This window comes from Leclercia sp. J807 (assembly GCF_009734465.1).
GTDB lineage: Bacteria > Pseudomonadota > Gammaproteobacteria > Enterobacterales > Enterobacteriaceae > Enterobacter.
In genome coordinates this window covers 858,086-877,871 of record NZ_CP046446.1, presented here as the reverse complement: position 1 = coordinate 877,871, position 19,786 = coordinate 858,086, and the positions used below count along the sequence as shown (strand labels likewise).

The 19,786-nt window shown below is 53.5% G+C and carries 15 protein-coding genes, 2 tRNA genes, 2 rRNA genes and 1 pseudogene; 7 read left to right on the top strand and 13 right to left on the bottom strand.

Features of this window, described 5'->3' with window-relative positions; genetic code table 11:
- Positions 1 to 241 precede the first annotated feature (241 nt).
- Positions 242 to 982 (top strand): peptidoglycan meso-diaminopimelic acid protein amidase, encoded by a 741-nt coding sequence (gene dpaA / locus GNG26_RS04065; protein WP_103178375.1) that lies wholly within the window; start codon positions 242 to 244, stop codon positions 980 to 982.
- Here the strand turns inward: dpaA and GNG26_RS04060 are convergent.
- On the bottom strand, positions 953 to 1,720 hold the full coding sequence (locus GNG26_RS04060) for a class II glutamine amidotransferase (RefSeq protein WP_103823943.1): 768 nt from the start codon (positions 1,718 to 1,720) through the stop codon (positions 953 to 955). The genes dpaA and GNG26_RS04060 overlap by 30 nt on opposite strands.
- 46 nt (positions 1,721 to 1,766) lie before the next feature.
- Complete coding sequence (gene lpcA, locus GNG26_RS04055; RefSeq protein ID WP_103178373.1) at positions 1,767 to 2,345, bottom strand: D-sedoheptulose 7-phosphate isomerase; 579 nt, start codon at positions 2,343 to 2,345, stop codon at positions 1,767 to 1,769.
- A gap of 238 nt (positions 2,346 to 2,583) precedes the next feature.
- Between lpcA and fadE the strand changes: the two genes are divergently transcribed.
- Together fadE and GNG26_RS04045 are read left to right on the top strand one after the other, a co-directional pair.
- Positions 2,584 to 5,028 carry an acyl-CoA dehydrogenase FadE gene (gene fadE / locus GNG26_RS04050; RefSeq protein ID WP_103823942.1) on the top strand — a complete coding sequence of 815 codons (2,445 nt, stop codon included), beginning with the start codon at positions 2,584 to 2,586 and terminating at the stop codon, positions 5,026 to 5,028.
- 110 nt (positions 5,029 to 5,138) lie between these two features.
- Positions 5,139 to 5,909 (top strand): amidohydrolase, encoded by a 771-nt coding sequence (locus GNG26_RS04045; protein ID WP_103823941.1) that lies wholly within the window; start codon positions 5,139 to 5,141, stop codon positions 5,907 to 5,909.
- 110 nt (positions 5,910 to 6,019) lie between these two features.
- Here GNG26_RS04045 and GNG26_RS04040 read toward each other — a convergent pair whose 3' ends face one another.
- From GNG26_RS04040 to dnaQ, 3 genes are all read right to left on the bottom strand, one after another.
- A complete protein-coding gene (locus GNG26_RS04040) occupies positions 6,020 to 6,547 on the bottom strand; it encodes a cytochrome b (protein WP_156237859.1) in 528 nt (175 codons plus the stop codon).
- Between the two features lie 408 nt (positions 6,548 to 6,955).
- Positions 6,956 to 7,032: transfer RNA gene (locus GNG26_RS04035), tRNA-Asp, on the bottom strand.
- Positions 7,033 to 7,162: 130 nt separating this feature from the next.
- The gene (dnaQ, locus tag GNG26_RS04030) at positions 7,163 to 7,906 is read right to left on the bottom strand and encodes a DNA polymerase III subunit epsilon (protein WP_103823939.1); all 744 of its coding nucleotides are present in this window, start codon (positions 7,904 to 7,906) and stop codon (positions 7,163 to 7,165) included.
- A 143-nt stretch (positions 7,907 to 8,049) separates the two neighbouring features.
- Here dnaQ and rnhA point away from each other — a divergent pair, with 143 nt between their 5' ends.
- Entirely contained in the window at positions 8,050 to 8,517 is a 468-nt protein-coding gene (rnhA, locus tag GNG26_RS04025; protein WP_103178368.1) for a ribonuclease HI, read from the top strand.
- Here the strand turns inward: rnhA and GNG26_RS04020 are convergent, their stop codons facing one another.
- On the bottom strand, positions 8,518 to 9,234 hold the full coding sequence (locus tag GNG26_RS04020) for a class I SAM-dependent methyltransferase (RefSeq protein ID WP_103823938.1): 717 nt from the start codon (positions 9,232 to 9,234) through the stop codon (positions 8,518 to 8,520). It abuts the gene before it with no gap.
- Between the two features lie 32 nt (positions 9,235 to 9,266).
- On the opposite strand from GNG26_RS04020, the gene gloB reads away from it, so the two are divergent.
- Complete coding sequence (gloB, locus tag GNG26_RS04015) at positions 9,267 to 10,022, top strand: hydroxyacylglutathione hydrolase (protein ID WP_156237858.1); 756 nt, start codon at positions 9,267 to 9,269, stop codon at positions 10,020 to 10,022.
- A gap of 71 nt (positions 10,023 to 10,093) precedes the next feature.
- Entirely contained in the window at positions 10,094 to 11,461 is a 1,368-nt protein-coding gene (gene mltD / locus GNG26_RS04010) for a murein transglycosylase D (RefSeq protein ID WP_156237857.1), read from the top strand.
- A 52-nt stretch (positions 11,462 to 11,513) separates the two neighbouring features.
- Here mltD and GNG26_RS04005 read toward each other — a convergent pair whose 3' ends face one another.
- The 3 genes from GNG26_RS04005 to GNG26_RS03995 form a co-directional block, all read right to left on the bottom strand.
- Complete coding sequence (locus tag GNG26_RS04005; protein ID WP_156237856.1) at positions 11,514 to 12,284, bottom strand: class I SAM-dependent methyltransferase; 771 nt, start codon at positions 12,282 to 12,284, stop codon at positions 11,514 to 11,516.
- Positions 12,285 to 12,360: 76 nt separating this feature from the next.
- Positions 12,361 to 13,161, bottom strand: a complete 801-nt coding sequence (locus GNG26_RS04000) for an endonuclease/exonuclease/phosphatase family protein (protein ID WP_039032074.1) — start codon at positions 13,159 to 13,161, stop codon at positions 12,361 to 12,363.
- A gap of 158 nt (positions 13,162 to 13,319) precedes the next feature.
- The gene (locus GNG26_RS03995) at positions 13,320 to 14,495 is read right to left on the bottom strand and encodes an MFS transporter (RefSeq protein WP_156237855.1); all 1,176 of its coding nucleotides are present in this window, start codon (positions 14,493 to 14,495) and stop codon (positions 13,320 to 13,322) included.
- Positions 14,496 to 14,599: 104 nt separating this feature from the next.
- On the opposite strand from GNG26_RS03995, the pseudogene yafC reads away from it, so the two are divergent.
- A pseudogene (gene yafC / locus GNG26_RS03990) lies at positions 14,600 to 15,531 on the top strand (DNA-binding transcriptional regulator YafC).
- A gap of 1 nt (position 15,532) precedes the next feature.
- On the opposite strand, the gene dkgB reads toward yafC, so the two are convergent.
- The 4 genes from dkgB to GNG26_RS03970 form a co-directional block, all read right to left on the bottom strand.
- Positions 15,533 to 16,336, bottom strand: a complete 804-nt coding sequence (gene dkgB, locus GNG26_RS03985) for a 2,5-didehydrogluconate reductase DkgB (protein ID WP_156237854.1) — start codon at positions 16,334 to 16,336, stop codon at positions 15,533 to 15,535.
- A gap of 164 nt (positions 16,337 to 16,500) precedes the next feature.
- Positions 16,501 to 16,577, bottom strand: a tRNA-Asp gene (locus GNG26_RS03980).
- A 53-nt stretch (positions 16,578 to 16,630) separates the two neighbouring features.
- Positions 16,631 to 16,746: ribosomal RNA gene (gene rrf / locus GNG26_RS03975) — 5S ribosomal RNA — on the bottom strand.
- 63 nt (positions 16,747 to 16,809) lie between these two features.
- Positions 16,810 to 19,712, bottom strand: a 23S ribosomal RNA gene (locus tag GNG26_RS03970).
- Positions 19,713 to 19,786: the final 74 nt, after the last annotated feature.

The following is a 19,786-nucleotide window of genomic DNA, read 5'->3' as shown; positions in this document are numbered from 1 at the left end:
CCAATCAGGCGGCAGCGATAACGCAGCGGCGGGTGCTAAAATGCGACCGATTACGCAAAGTTCTCAATGCCAGCACGGCCAATCCAGGTTATAAGGAAAACTATTTTGTAAACCGACGCGCTGACGCTTGCGAAAAAATGCAGTGGTGCTAATGTGAGCGCTCCTAATGCAGATTAATCTGATTTCGGGTCTCTTTTGCCGTCCTGGCAAGTTGGTTAGGTTTTATCAAGGAACATGTAGTATGCGTAAAATCGCATTGTTCATTGCGATGCTTCTTATTCCGTGCGTTTCGTTTGCCGGGCTGCTCAGCAGCAACAGCTCAACAACGCCGATTAGCAAAGAATACAAACAGCAGTTGATGGGCTCTCCGGTCTATATCCAGATTTATAAGGAAGAGCGCACGTTAGACCTGTTCGTGAAGATGGGTGAGACGTATCAGCTGCTCGACAGCTATAAAATCTGCAACTACTCCGGCGGCCTTGGCCCGAAACAGCGTCAGGGCGATTTCAAAAGCCCGGAGGGGTTCTACAGCGTTCAGCGTAACCAGCTAAAACCTGACAGCCGCTTCTATAAAGCGATCAACATTGGTTTCCCCAATGCCTTTGACCGTGCGCACGGCTATGACGGTAAATATCTGATGATTCATGGTGCCTGTGTGTCAGTGGGTTGCTACGCCATGACCGACAGCGGTATTGATGAGATCTTCCAGTTTGTAACCGGCGCGTTGGTCTTTGGCCAGTCTGCGGTACAGGTTAGCATCTATCCGTTCCGCATGACCGATGCCAATATGCAGCGTCACAAGAGCTCATACTACGCCGATTTCTGGAAACAGCTGAAGCCGGGTTATGACTACTTCCAGCAGACGCACAAGCCGCCGACCGTTTCGGTGGTAGATGGACGTTACGTGGTCAGCAAGCCGCTGAGCCACGAAGTCGTCCAGCCACAGCTGGCGTCAAACTACGCGCTCCCCCAGACAAAATAAGATCCACTCGCCTGGCATGATTCTTTGCCAGGCTTCATTGCCCGTCAGCGGCTGAGTGGCGATGACCGTGACCACATCGTTGGGTGTGGTTTCGGTCTGAAAATCGATTTCCACATCCTGATCCAGCAGTTTTGCCACGCCGAACGGCGCCCGCCGGGTGATCCAGAACAGGTTCGTCGAACAGAATGCCATCACATAACGCCCGTCCGACAGCAGCATATTAAAGACCCCTTTCTCCCGCAGCTCCGTCGCCAGCGAGGCCACGTATTTAAAGACCGCAGTCATGTTGCCTGGCGTACGCGGGTAGCGTTCAGTCAGCTTATGCAGCAGCCAGCAGAAGGCCTTTTCGCTGTCTGTTTCGCCCACCGGGCGAAAGTTGCCGGTCTCCAGCGACTTATAGCCGCTCAGCTGGCCGTTGTGGGCGTAAGTCCAGTTGCGTCCCCACAGCTCACGGGTAAACGGGTGGGTATTTTCCAGCGCCACTTCACCGCGGTTGGCCTGGCGAATATGCGCCACCACCGAGCAGGATTTAATCGGATAGTCCTGCACCAGTTTGGCAATAGGAGAATTGAAGCTGGGTTGTGGGTCCTTGAACGTGCGACAGCCTTTTCCTTCATAGAAGGTGATACCCCAGCCGTCTTTATGCGGCCCGGTTCCTCCACCGCGCTGTACCAGCCCGGTGAAACTAAAGCAGATATCGGTTGGCACATTGGCGCTCATCCCGAGCAGTTCGCACATATCTCACCTCCACAACAGCGGGGGGCATTCACCCCCCAGCGAAGTCTTACTTAACCATCTCTTTTTCAATCAGCTGGATCAGGATGTGGATCACTTTGATGTGAATTTCCTGAATACGGTCAGCGTAACCGAAGTGAGGCACTCGAATTTCGATATCTGCGGTGCCTGCCATTTTGCCGCCATCTTTGCCGGTGAGGGTGATGACTTTCATCCCCTTCTCACGCGCCGCTTCAATGGCTTTGATGACGTTGCCGGAGTTGCCGGAGGTGGAGATCCCCAGCAGGACATCCCCTTCACGCCCTACCGCTTCAACATAGCGGGAGAAGACATAATCGTAACCAAAATCGTTGCTCACGCAGGAGATGTGGCTGACGTCAGAGATCGCAATCGCCGGGTAGCCCGGACGGTTTTCACGATAACGCCCCGTCAGCTCTTCGGCAAAGTGCATGGCATCACAATGTGAACCACCATTGCCGCAGGAGAGCACTTTACCGCCCGCTTTAAAGCTGTCGGCCAGCAGGACCGCCGCGCGCTGAATAGCGTGGATATTGGCTTCATCTTTCAAAAAGTTGGCCAGCGTTTCCGCCGCTTCGTTCAGTTCGTTACGAATAAGATCCTGGTACATGAGGATAATCCTTCAGTATTGATGAAATAACAGAGCAAGTTTACCGGATAGCGGTAAAAGCGAGAAGCTAAAGCCATGGGAATCGTCGGGCGTTTTGCGTTTTTGTGCCGGGTAAAACCTGAACAATGTGAACCAGGTTGTAATTATTTTGTGAATGCATTGCTAAAAGAAATAACATCCACTACAACCATATCATCACAAGTGGTCAGACCTCCTACAAGACAGGGAGCAATTCTTTATGATGATTTTAAGTATTCTGTTAACCGTTGTTCTGCTCGGGGTGTTGTTCTATCACCGGGTCAGCTTAATGCTGAGCAGTCTTATCTTACTGGCCTGGACCGCTGCCCTTGGCGTGACTGGCATCTGGAACATCTGGGTGCTGGTTCCGCTGGCAATTATCCTGGTGCCGTTCAACGTGCGCTCAATGCGTAAATCCCTGATTTCTGCACCGGTCTTTCGTGGTTTCCGCAAGGTGATGCCGCCGATGTCGCGTACCGAAAAAGAGGCGATCGACGCGGGCACCACCTGGTGGGAAGGCGAGCTGTTTCAGGGCAACCCTGACTGGAAAAAGCTGCATAACTATCCGCAGCCGCGCCTGACTGCTGAAGAGCAGGCGTTTATTGACGGTCCGGTTGAAGAAGCCTGCCGGATGGCGAACGATTTCCAGATCACCCATGAGATGGCCGATCTGCCGCCGGAACTGTGGGCGTTTTTAAAAGAGCATCGCTTCTTCGCGATGATCATCAAGAAAGAGTACGGCGGGCTGGAGTTCTCTGCATATGCCCAGGCTCGGGTGCTGCAAAAACTGTCCGGCGTCTCCGGGATCCTGGCGATCACCGTCGGCGTACCTAACTCATTAGGCCCGGGCGAACTGCTGCAACATTACGGTACTGAAGAGCAAAAAAATCACTACCTGCCGCGCCTGGCCCGTGGTCTGGAAATCCCTTGCTTCGCACTCACCAGCCCGGAAGCGGGTTCCGATGCGGGCGCTATCCCGGACACCGGCGTAGTCTGTATGGGCGATTGGCAGGGTGAGCAGGTTCTGGGTATGCGTCTGACCTGGAACAAACGCTACATTACGCTGGCGCCAATCGCCACCGTGCTGGGCCTGGCCTTTAAACTCTCCGACCCGGACAAGCTGTTAGGCGGCGAGGAGGATCTGGGTATCACCTGTGCGCTGATCCCTACCACCACGCCTGGCGTGGAGATTGGTCGTCGCCACTTCCCGCTGAACGTACCGTTCCAGAACGGTCCGACCCGCGGTCAGGATATCTTTGTGCCGATCGATTACATCATCGGCGGCCCGAAAATGGCCGGTCAGGGCTGGCGCATGCTGGTTGAGTGTCTGTCTGTTGGGCGTGGTATTACCCTGCCGTCGAACTCAACCGGCGGTCTGAAATCGGTGGCAATGGGGATTGGCGCTTACGCCCACATCCGCCGTCAGTTCAAAATCTCTATCGGTAAGATGGAAGGAATTGAGGAGCCGCTGGCACGTATCGCAGGTAATGCCTACGTGATGGATGCCGCCGCTTCCTTAATCACCTATGGCATCATGCTGGGTGAAAAACCGGCCGTGCTGTCCGCCATCGTGAAGTACCACTGTACCCACCGTGCGCAGCAGTCCATCATTGATGCGATGGATATTGCCGGCGGTAAAGGCATTATGCTGGGTGAAGGTAACTTCCTGGCGCGTGGCTATCAGGGCGCACCGATTGCCATCACCGTTGAAGGGGCGAATATTCTGACCCGCAGCATGATGATCTTCGGTCAGGGGGCAATCCGCTGCCATCCATACGTGCTGGAAGAGATGGCCGCCGCGCAGAACAACGACGTGGATGCCTTCGATAAACTGCTGTTTAAACACATCGGCCATGTCGGTAGCAATAAAATGCGCAGCCTGTGGCTGGGTCTGACCCGCGGCCTGACCAGCGCCACGCCAACCGGCGACGCGACCCGTCGTTACTACCAGCACCTGAACCGTCTGAGTGCCAACCTTGCGCTGCTCTCTGACGTGTCAATGGCGGTGCTGGGCGGTAGCCTGAAACGCCGGGAACGCATCTCCGCCCGTCTGGGTGATGTGCTGAGCCAGATTTTCCTCGCCTCGGCGGTACTAAAACGCTACGACGATGAAGGCCGTCATGAAGCCGACCTGCCGCTGGTCCACTGGGGCGTTCAGGATGCGCTGTATCAGGCGGAACAGGCCATCGACGATCTGCTGGTGAACTTCCCGAACCGCTTTGTGGCTGGCGCTATGCGTGTGGTGATCTTCCCGACCGGTCGCCACTATCTGGCGCCGTCCGATAAGCTGGATCATAAAGTGGCGAAGATCCTGCAGATACCGAGCGCAACCCGCTCACGTATCGGCCGCGGTCAGTATCTGACCCCAAGCGAGCATAACCCGGTCGGTCTGCTGGAAGAGGCGCTGCTGGATGTGATGGCGGCCGACCCGATTCACCAGAAAATCTGCAAGCAGTTGGGTAAAAACCTGCCCTTCACCCGCCTGAACGAGCTGGCTAAAGAGGCGCTGGCGGGCGGCATCATCACCAAAGATGAAGCGGATCTGCTGATTAAAGCGGAAGAGAGTCGTCTGCGTAGTATTAACGTTGATGATTTTGACGCAGAAGAGCTGGCGACACAGCCGGTAAAGCTGAACGAGATCGTACGTAAACCTGAAGCTGCATAAGCCGTTTCAACCCGCCAAAACCCCGCCTCGTGCGGGGTTTTTTATTGCCACCCGTTTCTCTGCTTGTCGTGCTACAGTGTCAAAATGGGGTTACTCGAGGAGTCTTAACTGTGCCTGGTTTGAAGATTACGCTTTTGCAACAACCGCTGGTGTGGATGGATGGTCCGGCCAACCTGCGTCATTTTGATCGTCAGCTAGAAGGGATCGCCGGACGAGATATTATTATCCTGCCCGAAATGTTCACCACTGGCTTCGCCATGGAGGCGGCTAAACAGTCCCTGCCGCAGGACGAGCTGGTTGTCTGGATGCAGGCCAGAGCGCAACAAACCCAGGCGCTAATCGCTGGCAGTGCAGCGTTGCAGACCGAACGCGGACCGGTTAACCGTTTTCTACTGGTGGAGCCAGAAGGCAAGGTGCACTTCTACGATAAGCGCCATCTGTTCCGCATGGCGGACGAGCACCAGCATTATGAAGCGGGTAACGAGCGGGTTGTCTTTGAGTGGCGTGGCTGGCGCATTCTGCCGTTGGTCTGTTACGACCTGCGCTTCCCGGTCTGGTCGCGCAACCGCGATGATTACGACCTGGCGATCTACGTCGCCAATTGGCCGGCGCCCCGCTCTCTCCACTGGCAGGCGCTGCTGACGGCACGTGCGATTGAGAACCAGGCCTATGTCGCTGGCTGCAACCGGGTCGGTACTGACGGCAACGGACATCACTACCGGGGCGACAGCCGGGTGATCAACCCGCAGGGTGAGATTATTGCCACCGCTGAGCCGCATCACGCAACCCGGATTGATGCCGAGCTGTCACTGACAGCGCTGAGAGAATATCGGGAGAAGTTTCCTGCCTGGCAGGATGCGGATCCGTTTAGTATTGGCTGAAGGGTAAAGCCGCACTGTCCCTGTCCCCTCACCTCATCGACATAAAGGGACAGGAGCGGTGCGGCTCTGCTGTTTGTCACTTCATCTAATGAAAGGCGTCAGCCTTTTTCTTACAGCATGCGTTGCAGGATTTCGCGCTGTCCCTTGAAGGTATATTTGATTACCGCCGCGACATGCCCAAGCAGAATCAGGCCCAGTAAAATGCAGCTAACGCGATGCACTTTAAAGAAGAATTCATTAACTTCAATCGTGTTAATCGGATGAGTAATCGGCAGCAGCCCAAACAGGCTGTAATCTTTGTGCAGCATCAGGAAACCGCTGACCAGCACCACCATAATGGTCAGATAAAACAGCTCATGGATGAAAACCACCATCTGCTTTTTCCGCCCCGCCACCGTTGCCGGATAAGGCACTGAAGGACGAAAGAAGCGCCAGACAAAACGCACCAGCATGATTGGCGTTGCAATGGTGCCAAGCGACATATTCAACACAGAAAAAAAGGTAAACCAACGGGTCCCTTCCAGCGCGTGAAGAATGTAGCCCATGCACATGGCGTAGATAATGACGACTGCAACCACCCAGTGCAAAAGGCGTGAAAAGCGATCGTAACGTGCGGGAATAACGGAAGAAGTTTGCATAATCCTTGTCCTCTAAAACGTAATAACCTGGCGTCCTTTGAAGCCATGCGTCCAGAAATCATTCGTCCTGCCCCGCTTTAATCCTGCGCCGGGTTTAACAATGAAATTCTGCCCCGCAAAATAGGATATTGCCCTGCCCCTTAATAGAAGAACGCAGACCATTTTTAACCTCTTCTTTTTTCCCGTTAACCGGTTGAGCGACTGGAGCGTTGTTGAATTTATTATTTATGCGGGCCGGAATACGGATACGGGGGAAGTTATTGGTGCGAATGTACGGGATGAGGGTAACGGAACCTGGGCATTTTCAGGCTCAACGGCGTAAACCAGACGGAAGATGATGCTGGAAGAAGTTGCACAAGAAAAGAGATCGAAAAAAGGCCCATGTTATTGCTAACATGGGCCTGAATGTGGCGGAACGGACGGGACTCGAACCCGCGACCCCCTGCGTGACAGGCAGGTATTCTAACCGACTGAACTACCGCTCCGCTGTGTTCCCTTGGGAACGAGGCAGATATTACGGTTTACCCTCGATCCCGTCAATGCTTTTTCTCACCTTTTGAATCGTTTGCTGCAAAAACGATCCAAAAGGTTATTTTACCAGCATTTCCGCCGCTTTTAGCCTCGCCAGAGGCAGCTTCCGCCCTTCTTCTGCACCAGATCCAGACGGGATTCATGCGCCATTAACTCTTCATCACTGGCAAGTATAACGCGCAGCGCGCTGGACTTGCGAATAATGCGCTGGATTTCACTCTCGCCGGACTCTTGCTGCGTCTCGTTATCGGCGTTAAATGCCAGGGCGGTCTGGCCGCCCGTCATGATCAGATAAACATCCGCTAGGATCTGGGCATCGAGCAGCGCCCCGTGCAGCGTTCGTTTGCTGTTATCTATTTCATAGCGCGAGCACAACGCATCAAGGCTGTTCCGCTTGCCGGGGAACATCTTCCTTGCCATCGCCAGGCTATCAGTGACCTTGCAGAAGGCGTCTGTTTTCGGCAGGCCGCGGTTGAGCTTGCTGAATTCGTAATCCATAAAGCCGATATCGAACGAGGCGTTATGAATGACAAGCTCGGCGCCTTTGATGTAGTCGATGAACTCATCAGCGACGTCGGCAAAGGTGGGTTTATCCAGCAAGAATTCATCGGCAATCCCGTGAACGCCAAAGGCTTCCGGGTCCACCAGCCGATCTGGCTTCAGGTAAACGTGAAAGTTATTGCCGGTAAGACGGCGGTTAACCACCTCTACCGCACCGATCTCGATGATCTTATGCCCTTCATAGTGAGCACCGATCTGGTTCATACCCGTCGTTTCGGTATCGAGAACGATGATCCTGTCGGCGTTATGTGTGTCTGCAATACTCATTCTGTCAGCCTGTTCTTATTAACGACGACATTGTAATCAACCTGACCTGGCGTTCAAAGGCTAATTCACACGGACTTTTTTGCCGTGCTGCCGGAGACCGTTTATGTCAGACTTACCGTTTTGATTACAGGATGTCTGCCAGGATGCGTAAACAGGTAGAGATTTACACTGATGGCTCGTGCCTCGGCAATCCGGGCCCAGGGGGTTACGGCGCCATTTTGCGGTATCGACAGCACGAAAAAACCTTCAATGAAGGCTTTCGCCTGACCACCAACAACCGCATGGAGTTGATGGCCGCGATTGTGGCCCTTGAGGCACTGAAAGAGCATTGCGATATTGTGCTGAGTACCGACAGCCAGTATGTCCGCCAGGGGATCACCCAGTGGATCCACAACTGGAAAAAACGCGGCTGGAAAACCGCGGACAAAAAACCGGTAAAGAATGTCGATCTCTGGCAACGCCTGGATGCGGCGCTCAGCCAGCATAAAATCCAGTGGGAATGGGTGAAAGGCCACGCCGGACATCCTGAAAACGAACGCTGCGACGAACTGGCGCGCGCTGCTGCGCTCAATCCGCAGCATGACGATGTGGGGTATAAACCGGAAGCCTGATCAGGGCTTTCGGTACTGCCGCGTGGCACCTACAGCGGGGCGCAACTGGGTCTTGGCTTTGCCTGGCTTCATTGGATTGAGCGTCAGGGGGATGGTTCTTTTGCGCGCCACAATCAGCTGCATGCAGCCCAGCGCCGGAAAATGGGTGCTGAGCATTTTCCCGCCCTGCCGCGTCCAGGGTATCACCTGAAAACCGCTCTGGTGCATCACCTCAAAATTGAGCAGCGAGAGCCAGTCCAGCTGGCGCATCAGGGTGAACATGCGGCTGTTATACGGCGGGGTGCGACGCAGCACCGGCACCAGCTTTCTGAGCCCCATCAGACTCATCGGATTAAAGCCACTGATAATCAGCCAGCCATCATCAATCAAAACCCGATCGGCTTCCCGCAGTAAACGGTGCGGGTCATCGCACCAGGGCAGCGAATGTGCCAGCAGGCACGCGTCAACGGACTTCTCGGCAAAAGGAAGCTGCAGCGGATTGGCCTTCACCTGAACGGGTTCACCGCCCAGCGAAACATTGACCTGATGCGAGATGGCGCAGCTTTCAGAGTTGATTTCCGCGCTCAGATTGCCAATCTTAAGCAGGTGAAAACCATACATTTTCGCAAACCAGGGCTTAAGCTGTAACTCGAGCGCTTCACGATAGTATTCACCCCAGGGCAACTCCGCCCAGTGTTTCGGTGCGGTAACAATCTGAGGTATCCTTGCCGGTTTCATCAAAACACCCGCCACGCTATGAGAGGTAATGTATGAATCTTAACAGTATTTCTGCTTTTCAGGACAATTACATCTGGGTTTTAAGCAATGATGAGGGTCGTTGCGTAATTGTCGATCCTGGCGAGGCGGAGCCAGTGTTAAACGCCATAGAGCAAAACCAGTGGCAGCCGGAAGCCATTCTGCTCACGCACCATCATCATGACCATGTGGGCGGCGTGGCGGCACTCTGCGCAAAATTTCCTCATCTTGTGGTATACGGTCCTGCTGAGACACAAGATAAGGGGGCTACGCGCGTAGTAAAAGATGGCGAAAAGATCCTCATTCTTGCGTTGGAATTTTCTGTTATTGCCACACCGGGTCACACTTCTGGACATATTTCGTACTTTAGCTTCCCTTATCTTTTCTGTGGAGACACAATGTTTTCTGGCGGCTGCGGACGGCTCTTCGAAGGCACTCCAGCCCAGATGTACCAGTCCTTCCAGAAAATTAACGCTCTCCCCGACGACACCCTTATTTGTTGCGCACACGAATACACTTTAGCGAATATGAAGTTTGCGATGCATGTTCTGCCTGAGGATAGCGCGATTCAGGATTATTACCGCAAAGTGAATGAGTTACGTGCAAAAAACCAAAAAACACTGCCCGTAATTCTGAAAAATGAACGTAAAATTAATTTATTTCTTAGAACAAATGACATTGATTTAGTTAATAAAATTAAAGAAGAAACAAATATGTTACAACCTGAGGATTGTTTCGCGTGGTTAAGGGCAAAGAAAGATGACTTCTGACAATTGCATGTTGCCTTTTTAACTATTCGTCGTTATCATCGCTCGTCTTTTAAGCAACTATTGACACACACATGAAGGCAAAAGCGATATTACTCGCCTCTGTCCTGCTTGTGGGTTGCCAGTCGTCACAGAACACTGGCAACGTACAACAGCACGCACAGAGCCTTTCTGCAGCTGGTCAAGGGGAAGCAGGGAAGTTCACAAGTCAATCGCGATGGGCAGACGATGGGACGTCCTTCGCACAGGATCAAGACTTGTGGGTCTCTATTGGTGACGAGCTAAAGATGGGAATTCCGGAAAACAGCCGGATTCGCGAACAGAAACAGAAGTATTTAAGCAATAAGAGCTATCTCCACGATGTAACTTTACGGGCAGAGCCGTATATGTACTGGATAGCAGGGCAAGTTAAGAAACGTAACATGCCTATGGAACTGGTACTACTACCCATAGTGGAGAGCGCTTTTGACCCACACGCAACGTCTGGCGCCAAGGCCGCAGGTCTTTGGCAGATCATACCGAGCACAGGGCGCAATTATGGTTTAAAACAGACCCGCAACTACGATGCGCGTCGTGATGTGGTCGCCTCGACGACTGCCGCTCTCGATATGATGCAACGTCTGAACAAGATGTTCGACGGTGACTGGCTGCTGACTGTCGCTGCGTACAACAGCGGTGAGGGTCGTGTACTGAAGGCAATGAAAGCGAATAAAGCACGGGGTAAACCTACCGACTTTTGGTCGCTTCCACTGCCACGGGAAACCAAATTATACGTACCTAAAATGCTGGCTTTGAGTGAAATCTTCAAAAACAGCAAACAGTACGGCGTGCAGCTGCCGACCTCGGACGAAAGTCGTGCGCTGGCGAGAGTGCGTATCAACAATCCTGTTGAACTGAAACAGGTTGCGGATATGGCAGGTATCTCGGTGACCAAACTGAAAGCCTTCAACGCAGGTGTGAAGGGCTCTACGTTAGGTACCAGCGGACCAAAATACGTTCTGGTGCCGCAGAAACACGCTGAACAGTTACGGGTATCGTTAGCGTCGGGTGAGATTGCAGCGGTTCAGTCTACGCTGATTGCGGATAACACACCGCTAAATAGCCGTAGCTATCGGGTACGTACAGGCGATACGCTTTCAGGCATTGCTTCACGTCTTGGCGTGAGCACGAAAGATCTGCAGCAGTGGAACAAGCTGCGTGGCTCTACCCTGAAAGTGGGTCAGAACCTGACGATTGGTGCGGGTAACAGCGCACAGCGTCTCGCCAATAATAGCGATAGCATTACCTATCGCGTACAAAAAGGCGATTCGCTTTCCAGTATTGCCAAGCGTCACGGCGTGAACATCAAAGATGTGATGCGCTGGAACAGCGATACGGACAATCTGCAGCCTGGTGACCGGATAACGTTGTTTGTGAAAAACAACGCCACACCGGATTCCTGATTTCAGAGACCTGATGTAAAAAGGCACCGATTCCCCTCGGTGCCTTTTTTGTTTATCCCGCCTTTTGGGCTTCAGCCAGGAGGATATCGCTGGTAAAGGAGCCCTCTTCCTGCAGCTCAAAGTAGGTTTTGACCTCGGCCGAGGCACTCTCCTGATACAGCCGGATCGCCTGGCTCAACGCCTCTGGCGTGCGCATACGCGCAATCCACGAAGAAAACTCCAGCCTTAATCTGTCTGTCTGCAGCGACCGTGAGATCAGCCCGGCATCGGTGAACATGGACAACCACTCGCCGCTGGAATAGTTGCGGACATGCGAGGTATCCCGCAACGCTTCTACCGTCTGTAACCAGATATCACGTACCGGATGCCCCGGCGACATAATATCCATGATGATAACCAGCCCACCCGGCTTCAGCACCCGCTTAACTTCGCGCAACGCCTGACCGACATCGTGCCAGTGGTGCGCCGAGTAGCGACTGATCACAATATCAAACATTTCATCGTCAAAGGGTAACGATTCTGCATAGCCCTGACGGGTGGCAATATTACTCAGCCCCTTCTCGCTGGCTGCGGCGGCAACCACCTCCAGCATCTGGCTGGATAAGTCATATGCCGTCACCTGAGCCACCTGCTGCGCTGCCACAAAGCTGGCATGACCTGCCCCGCAGCCTAAATCCAGGACGCTGGCTTTCGGAAAATCGGCCAGACGTTCAGCCAGACGCTGCAAATCGCGCCCCGATGCGTGAACCGCACTGGTGAGGTAGGCCTTAGCCTGAGAGCCAAACTGTTTTTCTACGTTGTCATGATGGGACTGTGTTGTCATTTTGCTGTCCTTCGGTTGATGAAAAATAAAGGGCAGCACCCGTACAGGCCTGCCCCACGGCAGACCTGACGCACCTCTATCTTTCAGGTTTGCCGGGACTGAATTCAACGAGTAGCGGATTGTGATCGGATGCGCGAGTAACCAGCACAGAGGCTTCACTCACGTTCAGACCACGATAGAAGACAAAATCGAGCGGACGACCAAAGGCCTTGCGCCGCTGGTCATCGGTAAAACGTACTTCGCGCAGCGACATCTCACGCGCAAAGCGATAAAGCGCATTCATTCGCGGACGGCTCCAGGCATTGAAATCGCCAGCCATAACCACCGGGCCGCTGTGATGGGCAATCTGATCGCCGATAGGCAGCAGCTGCTTGCTGTAGACATCGACGCCAAGGCTGAAGTTAACCGCGTGGATATTGACCACCATCAGTAGCCGGGTATCCGGCAGCGGGTAGACGGTGACCAGAGCGGATTTCGCCAGGCGCAGGAGCGGCTCGCGTTCGCGCAGTGGGCAGCAATAGACGGGATGAGCGGCAGAGAGCGTCATCACCCCTGACGGATGCTGAGGTAAGACAAATGCCGGCACCTGGTCAGCAGCGAGATAGTTAGTGGTCGCAAACCTGACCAGTTCAGGTGTGGTTTGCGCCTCCTGCAGCAGCACCAGATGAGCATCTTTACCAAAATTCTGCAGGACGGATAACCATTCGGCGCGTTGCTGTTTAAAGATATTCCATACCAGCACCCGAATTTTTTCGTCGCTGCTTAAAGGCGCACCCGCAGGCAATGCCTGGCCAATGCTCGCAAACGACCCCGGAGGTAAAATTCGCTCCGCTGGCTGTCCGGCAACATAACGCATGGCATAGGTATTTTTTCGCACGGTGTGAAACGACCCCTATCAACTAGAACCCGTCCAGAAACAGGAGCGGGTTCTAATGTTATAGGGTTTTCAGCTCACACTTTCAACGCTATTACTAAGAAACTACTGAGTAACTAAGAATCTGCTGAGCTGTTTTATCGGTAAGTACTTACATACAATTATCCGAGAGCAACGCGCGTGGGCTTATCCAGGCGGCCGCTCAGGCCGATCAACAGAAACGCCACGAGAACGATGACTGCTCCAATCCACGGCGTTTGCGACAGACCAAAGTGCTCAACCGTCTGCCCACCAATAATGGAACCCAGTGCGATACCGACATTAAACGCGGCGATATTAAGACCGGAAGCGACATCCACGGCGTTGGGTGTATAGAGTTCGGCTTTCTGCACGACGTAGACCTGCAAACCCGGTACGTTGCCGAAGGCGAAGATCCCCATTACCAGTACCGTACCCAGCGCGGCATACTGTATGGAAGCAGTGAACTGGAAGACCAGTAAAAGCACAACCAGGGCAGCAAAGATAATTTTCAGCGCCGGGACAGCACCATGCTTATCGGCCAGCTTTCCGCCCCAGATATTGCCTATCGCTACTGAAACGCCATAGCCCAGCAGGATCCAGCTTACTGCGCCCGGTGAAAAGCCAGCCAGATCCTGCATCATTGGCGCCAGGAAGGTAAATGCGGTAAACACGCCGCCATAGCCCAGCGCCGTAATGGCATAGATCATCAGTAAACGAGGATGAGTCAGCACTTTTAGTTGGTCGCGCAGCGTCGCTGCCGCGCGTCCCGGAATAGTGGACGGGATCAGCACCAGACTGCTAATCAGCGCAATCACGCCCAGCAGAGAGACCGCCAGGAAGGTTTCACGCCAGCCAAAATGTTGCCCAATAAAGGTGCCCAGCGGTACACCCGTCACCAGGGCTACGGTTAAACCGCCAAACATAATGGCAATAGCAGAGGCCGCTTTCTCTTTCGGCACCAGGCTCGTCGCAATTGTCGAGCCGATGGAGAAGAAGACGCCATGAGCCAGCCCCGTCAGGAGGCGGGCAATGACCAGGGTTGTGTAATCAGGTGCCTGCCAGGCAAGGATGTTGCCTGCGGTAAACAGCACCATCAACGCCATCAGCAGCTGTTTACGCGGCAGACGGCCTGTGAGTGCGGTCAGTACCGGTGCGCCGATAGCCACACCGAGGGCATAGATAGAAACCAGTAAACCCGCCGAAGGCAGCGAGATGGCAAGTTGGTCAGCAATCGTAGGAACCAGACCTACAATAACAAATTCAGTCGTGCCGATTGCAAAGGCACTGATCGTCAGGGCAAGTAGCGCCAGAGGCATAAATAACTCCGTCTCATCAGGATTAAGATGACACGGAGTATGCTCCAGTGTTTAAATAACAAAAATGCTCAAAATATCAATATAATTTTGCGGATAAAGCAATAATGAAAGCAACGTCTGAGGAGCTGGCGATATTTGTCGCCGTCGTTGAGAGCGGCAGTTTTAGCCGTGCCGCGGAACAGCTGGGACAGGCTAATTCAGCCGTCAGCCGATCGGTGAAAAAGCTGGAGATGAAGCTGGGCGTCAGCCTGCTTAACCGGACGACCCGGCAACTGAGCCTGACCGAAGAAGGCGAACGCTATTTTCGCCGCGTGCAGTCTATTCTGCAGGAGATGGCCGCCGCAGAGACAGAGATCATGGAGACGCGCAGCACGCCACGCGGGCTTCTGCGTATCGATGCGGCGACCCCCGTGGTGCTGCATTTCCTGATGCCTTTAATTAAACCTTTCCGCGAACGTTATCCGGAAATGACGCTCTCTCTGGTCTCTTCAGAAACATTTATCAACCTGATTGAGCGCAAGGTGGATGTGGCGATCCGCGCGGGGACGCTGACCGATTCCAGCCTGCGGGCACGCCCTCTGTTCACCAGTTATCGCAAAATCATCGCCTCCCCGGCCTATATTGCCCGTTTCGGCAGGCCTGAGACGATAGAAGAACTGAAGCAGCATCTCTGCCTGGGCTTTACGGAGCCGGTATCCCTTAATACATGGCCTCTCGCCTGCCATGACGGCCAGCTGCATGAAGTGGTTTGCGGTTTATCATCCAACAGCGGCGAGACGCTCAAACAGTTATGCCTTGAAGGAAATGGGATTGCCTGCCTGTCGGATTATATGATTGATAAAGAGATTGCGCGGGGGGAGTTAGTCGAGCTGATGGCAGACAAGCGCCTGCCGGTAGAGATGCCTTTCAGCGCGGTTTATTATAGTGACAGAGCGGTAAGCACCCGCATCCGGGCCTTTATTGATTTTCTGAGCGAGCATGTAAAACAGCTCCCGAAGGAGCTGTGAGAGGGTTCAGGGTACAGAGGGCGGGCTAGATTAGTCCCACTTCGGTGCCAGGCCTTCCGGGCTAACCAGACGATCGTTGCAGTCGAGTGCCGCGATCGCTTTTTTGTCATCCAGATCCAGCTTCAGATCCTGTGCCAGCAGATTGCTCGCCAGGTTTTCACGCTTGGTTGAAGAAGGGATCACTGCATAACCCTCCCCCATCGCCCACGCCAGGATAACCTGTGCTGCGGTGGCATTATGTTTGGCAGCAATACGCAGAATGGTTTCGTCTTTCAGCACCTTACCGTAAGCCAGCGTCATGTAAGAGGTAATATGGATGCCATGCTGCTGCGCCCACTCTACCACCTCACGGTTTTGCAGGTAAGGAGATAGTTCGATCTGGTTGGTGGCGATATTTTCTGCGCCAACTGCGGCAATCGCTTTTTCCATCAACGGGATAGTGAAGTTAGAAATGCCAATTTCACGCGTCAGCCCCTGGGCTTTGGCTTCCAGTAATGCCTGCATAAACTCTTCAACTGACACGGCGTCGTTTGGTGATGGCCAGTGGATCAGGGTCAGATCCACATAATCGGTGCGCAGCTTTTTCAGGCTCTCTTTCAGGCTTGGGATTAATTTCTCTTTGCTGAGGTTCTCAATCCAGATCTTGGTGGTAATAAAAAGCGCGTCGCGTGGTACGCCGCTCTCTGCGATCGCCTGCCCCACAGCGGATTCGTTGTCGTAGATTTGGGCAGTATCAATCGTCCGATAGCCCAGTTCGAGGGCAGTTTTAACGGATGCAATAACCACGTCGTCTTTCAGGCGGAAAGTGCCAAGACCGAATGCAGGGATAGACATGAAATTCCTCTTTTCTTCATCATGTTTGTTAATGAAGAGGATTATCTCTGGCGGGGATATGTGAAAAAAGATCGTATTAAGCAGAGGATTTTTGCGTTTACAGCAATAATCAAACAACAGGCAAGAAAAAAGCCCTGAGCGTGAGCTCAGGGCTTCTTAATAAGTGGCGGAACGGACGGGACTCGAACCCGCGACCCCCTGCGTGACAGGCAGGTATTCTAACCGACTGAACTACCGCTCCACCGTATTTTTTGTAATTACCAGATATTGTTCTGGTTTATTACGTAATTTGATGCCTGGCAGTTCCCTACTCTCGCATGGGGAGGCCCCACACTACCATCGGCGCTACGGCGTTTCACTTCTGAGTTCGGCATGGGGTCAGGTGGGACCACCGCGCTACAGCCGCCAGGCAAATTCTGTAATCTGTATCAGCTGAAAATCTCTCAAACCCACCGAAACAGCTTCGGCGTTGTAAGGTTAAGCCTCACGGTTCATTAGTACCGGTTAGCTCAACGCATCGCTGCGCTTACACACCCGGCCTATCAACGTCGTCGTCTTCAACGTTCCTTCAGGACCCTCAAAGGGTCAGGGAGAACTCATCTCGGGGCAAGTTTCGTGCTTAGATGCTTTCAGCACTTATCTCTTCCGCATTTAGCTACCGGGCAGTGCCATTGGCATGACAACCCGAACACCAGTGATGCGTCCACTCCGGTCCTCTCGTACTAGGAGCAGCCCCCCTCAATTCTCCAGCGCCCACGGCAGATAGGGACCGAACTGTCTCACGACGTTCTAAACCCAGCTCGCGTACCACTTTAAATGGCGAACAGCCATACCCTTGGGACCTACTTCAGCCCCAGGATGTGATGAGCCGACATCGAGGTGCCAAACACCGCCGTCGATATGAACTCTTGGGCGGTATCAGCCTGTTATCCCCGGAGTACCTTTTATCCGTTGAGCGATGGCCCTTCCATACAGAACCACCGGATCACTATGACCTGCTTTCGCACCTGCTCGAGCCGTCACTCTCGCAGTCAAGCCAGCTTATGCCATTGCACTAACCTCCTGATGTCCGACCAGGATTAGCTGACCTTCGTGCTCCTCCGTTACTCTTTAGGAGGAGACCGCCCCAGTCAAACTACCCACCAGACACTGTCCGCAACCCGGATTACGGGTCCACGTTAGAACACCAGCCATTAAAGGGTGGTATTTCAAGGACGGCTCCATGCAGACTGGCGTCCACACTTCAAAGCCTCCCACCTATCCTACACATCAAGGACCAGTGTTCAGTGTCAAGCTATAGTAAAGGTTCACGGGGTCTTTCCGTCTTGCCGCGGGTACACTGCATCTTCACAGCGATTTCAATTTCACTGAGTCTCGGGTGGAGACAGCCTGGCCATCATTACGCCATTCGTGCAGGTCGGAACTTACCCGACAAGGAATTTCGCTACCTTAGGACCGTTATAGTTACGGCCGCCGTTTACCGGGGCTTCGATCAAGAGCTTCGCGTTGCCGCTAACCCCATCAATTAACCTTCCGGCACCGGGCAGGCGTCACACCGTATACGTCCACTTTCGTGTTTGCACAGTGCTGTGTTTTTAATAAACAGTTGCAGCCAGCTGGTATCTTCGACTGATTTCAGCTCCACCCGCAGGGGCTTCACCTACATATCAGCGTGCCTTCTCCCGAAGTTACGGCACCATTTTGCCTAGTTCCTTCACCCGAGTTCTCTCAAGCGCCTTGGTATTCTCTACCTGACCACCTGTGTCGGTTTGGGGTACGATTTGATGTTACCTGATGCTTAGAGGCTTTTCCTGGAAGCAGGGCATTTGTTGCTTCAGCACCGTAGTGCCTCGTCATCACACCTCAGCGTTAAAAGGTACCGGATTTACCTGGAACCTCCGCCTACATGCTTAAACCGGGACAACCGTCGCCCGGCCAACATAGCCTTCTCCGTCCCCCCTTCGCAGTAACACCGAGTACAGGAATATTAACCTGTTTCCCATCGACTACGCCTTTCGGCCTCGCCTTAGGGGTCGACTCACCCTGCCCCGATTAACGTTGGACAGGAACCCTTGGTCTTCCGGCGAGCGGGCTTTTCACCCGCTTTATCGTTACTTATGTCAGCATTCGCACTTCTGATACCTCCAGCATGCCTCACAGCACACCTTCGCAGGCTTACAGAACGCTCCCCTACCCAACAACACATAGTGTCGCTGCCGCAGCTTCGGTGCATGGTTTAGCCCCGTTACATCTTCCGCGCAGGCCGACTCGACCAGTGAGCTATTACGCTTTCTTTAAATGATGGCTGCTTCTAAGCCAACATCCTGGCTGTCTGTGCCTTCCCACATCGTTTCCCACTTAACCATGACTTTGGGACCTTAGCTGGCGGTCTGGGTTGTTTCCCTCTTCACGACGGACGTTAGCACCCGCCGTGTGTCTCCCGTGATAACATTCCTCGGTATTCGCAGTTTGCATCGGGTTGGTAAGCCGGGATGGCCCCCTAGCCGAAACAGTGCTCTACCCCCGAGGATGAATTCACGAGGCGCTACCTAAATAGCTTTCGGGGAGAACCAGCTATCTCCCGGTTTGATTGGCCTTTCACCCCCAGCCACAGGTCATCCGCTAATTTTTCAACATTAGTCGGTTCGGTCCTCCAGTTAGTGTTACCCAACCTTCAACCTGCCCATGGCTAGATCACCGGGTTTCGGGTCTATACCCTGCAACTTAACGCCCAGTTAAGACTCGGTTTCCCTTCGGCTCCCCTATACGGTTAACCTTGCTACAGAATATAAGTCGCTGACCCATTATACAAAAGGTACGCAGTCACACCCGAAGGTGCTCCCACTGCTTGTACGTACACGGTTTCAGGTTCTTTTTCACTCCCCTCGCCGGGGTTCTTTTCGCCTTTCCCTCACGGTACTGGTTCACTATCGGTCAGTCAGGAGTATTTAGCCTTGGAGGATGGTCCCCCCATATTCAGACAGGATACCACGTGTCCCGCCCTACTCTTCGAGTTCACAGCATGTGTGCTTTCGTGTACGGGAGTATCACCCTGTACCCTGCGACTTTCCAGACGCTTCCACTAACACACAAGCTGATTCAGACTCCGGGCTGCTCCCCGTTCGCTCGCCGCTACTGGGGGAATCTCGGTTGATTTCTTTTCCTCGGGGTACTTAGATGTTTCAGTTCCCCCGGTTCGCCTCGTTAGCCTATGTATTCAGCTAACGATAGTGTGACGAATCACACTGGGTTTCCCCATTCGGACATCGCCGGGTCAAGGGTTCATATCACCTCGCCGGCGCTTTTCGCAGATTAGCACGTCCTTCATCGCCTCTGACTGCCAGGGCATCCACCGTGTACGCTTAGTCGCTTAACCTCACAACCCGAAGCTGTTTCACTTCGCGTTGTGAAAATTTGAGAGACTCGAACACACTTAACGTGTGTCGTTTC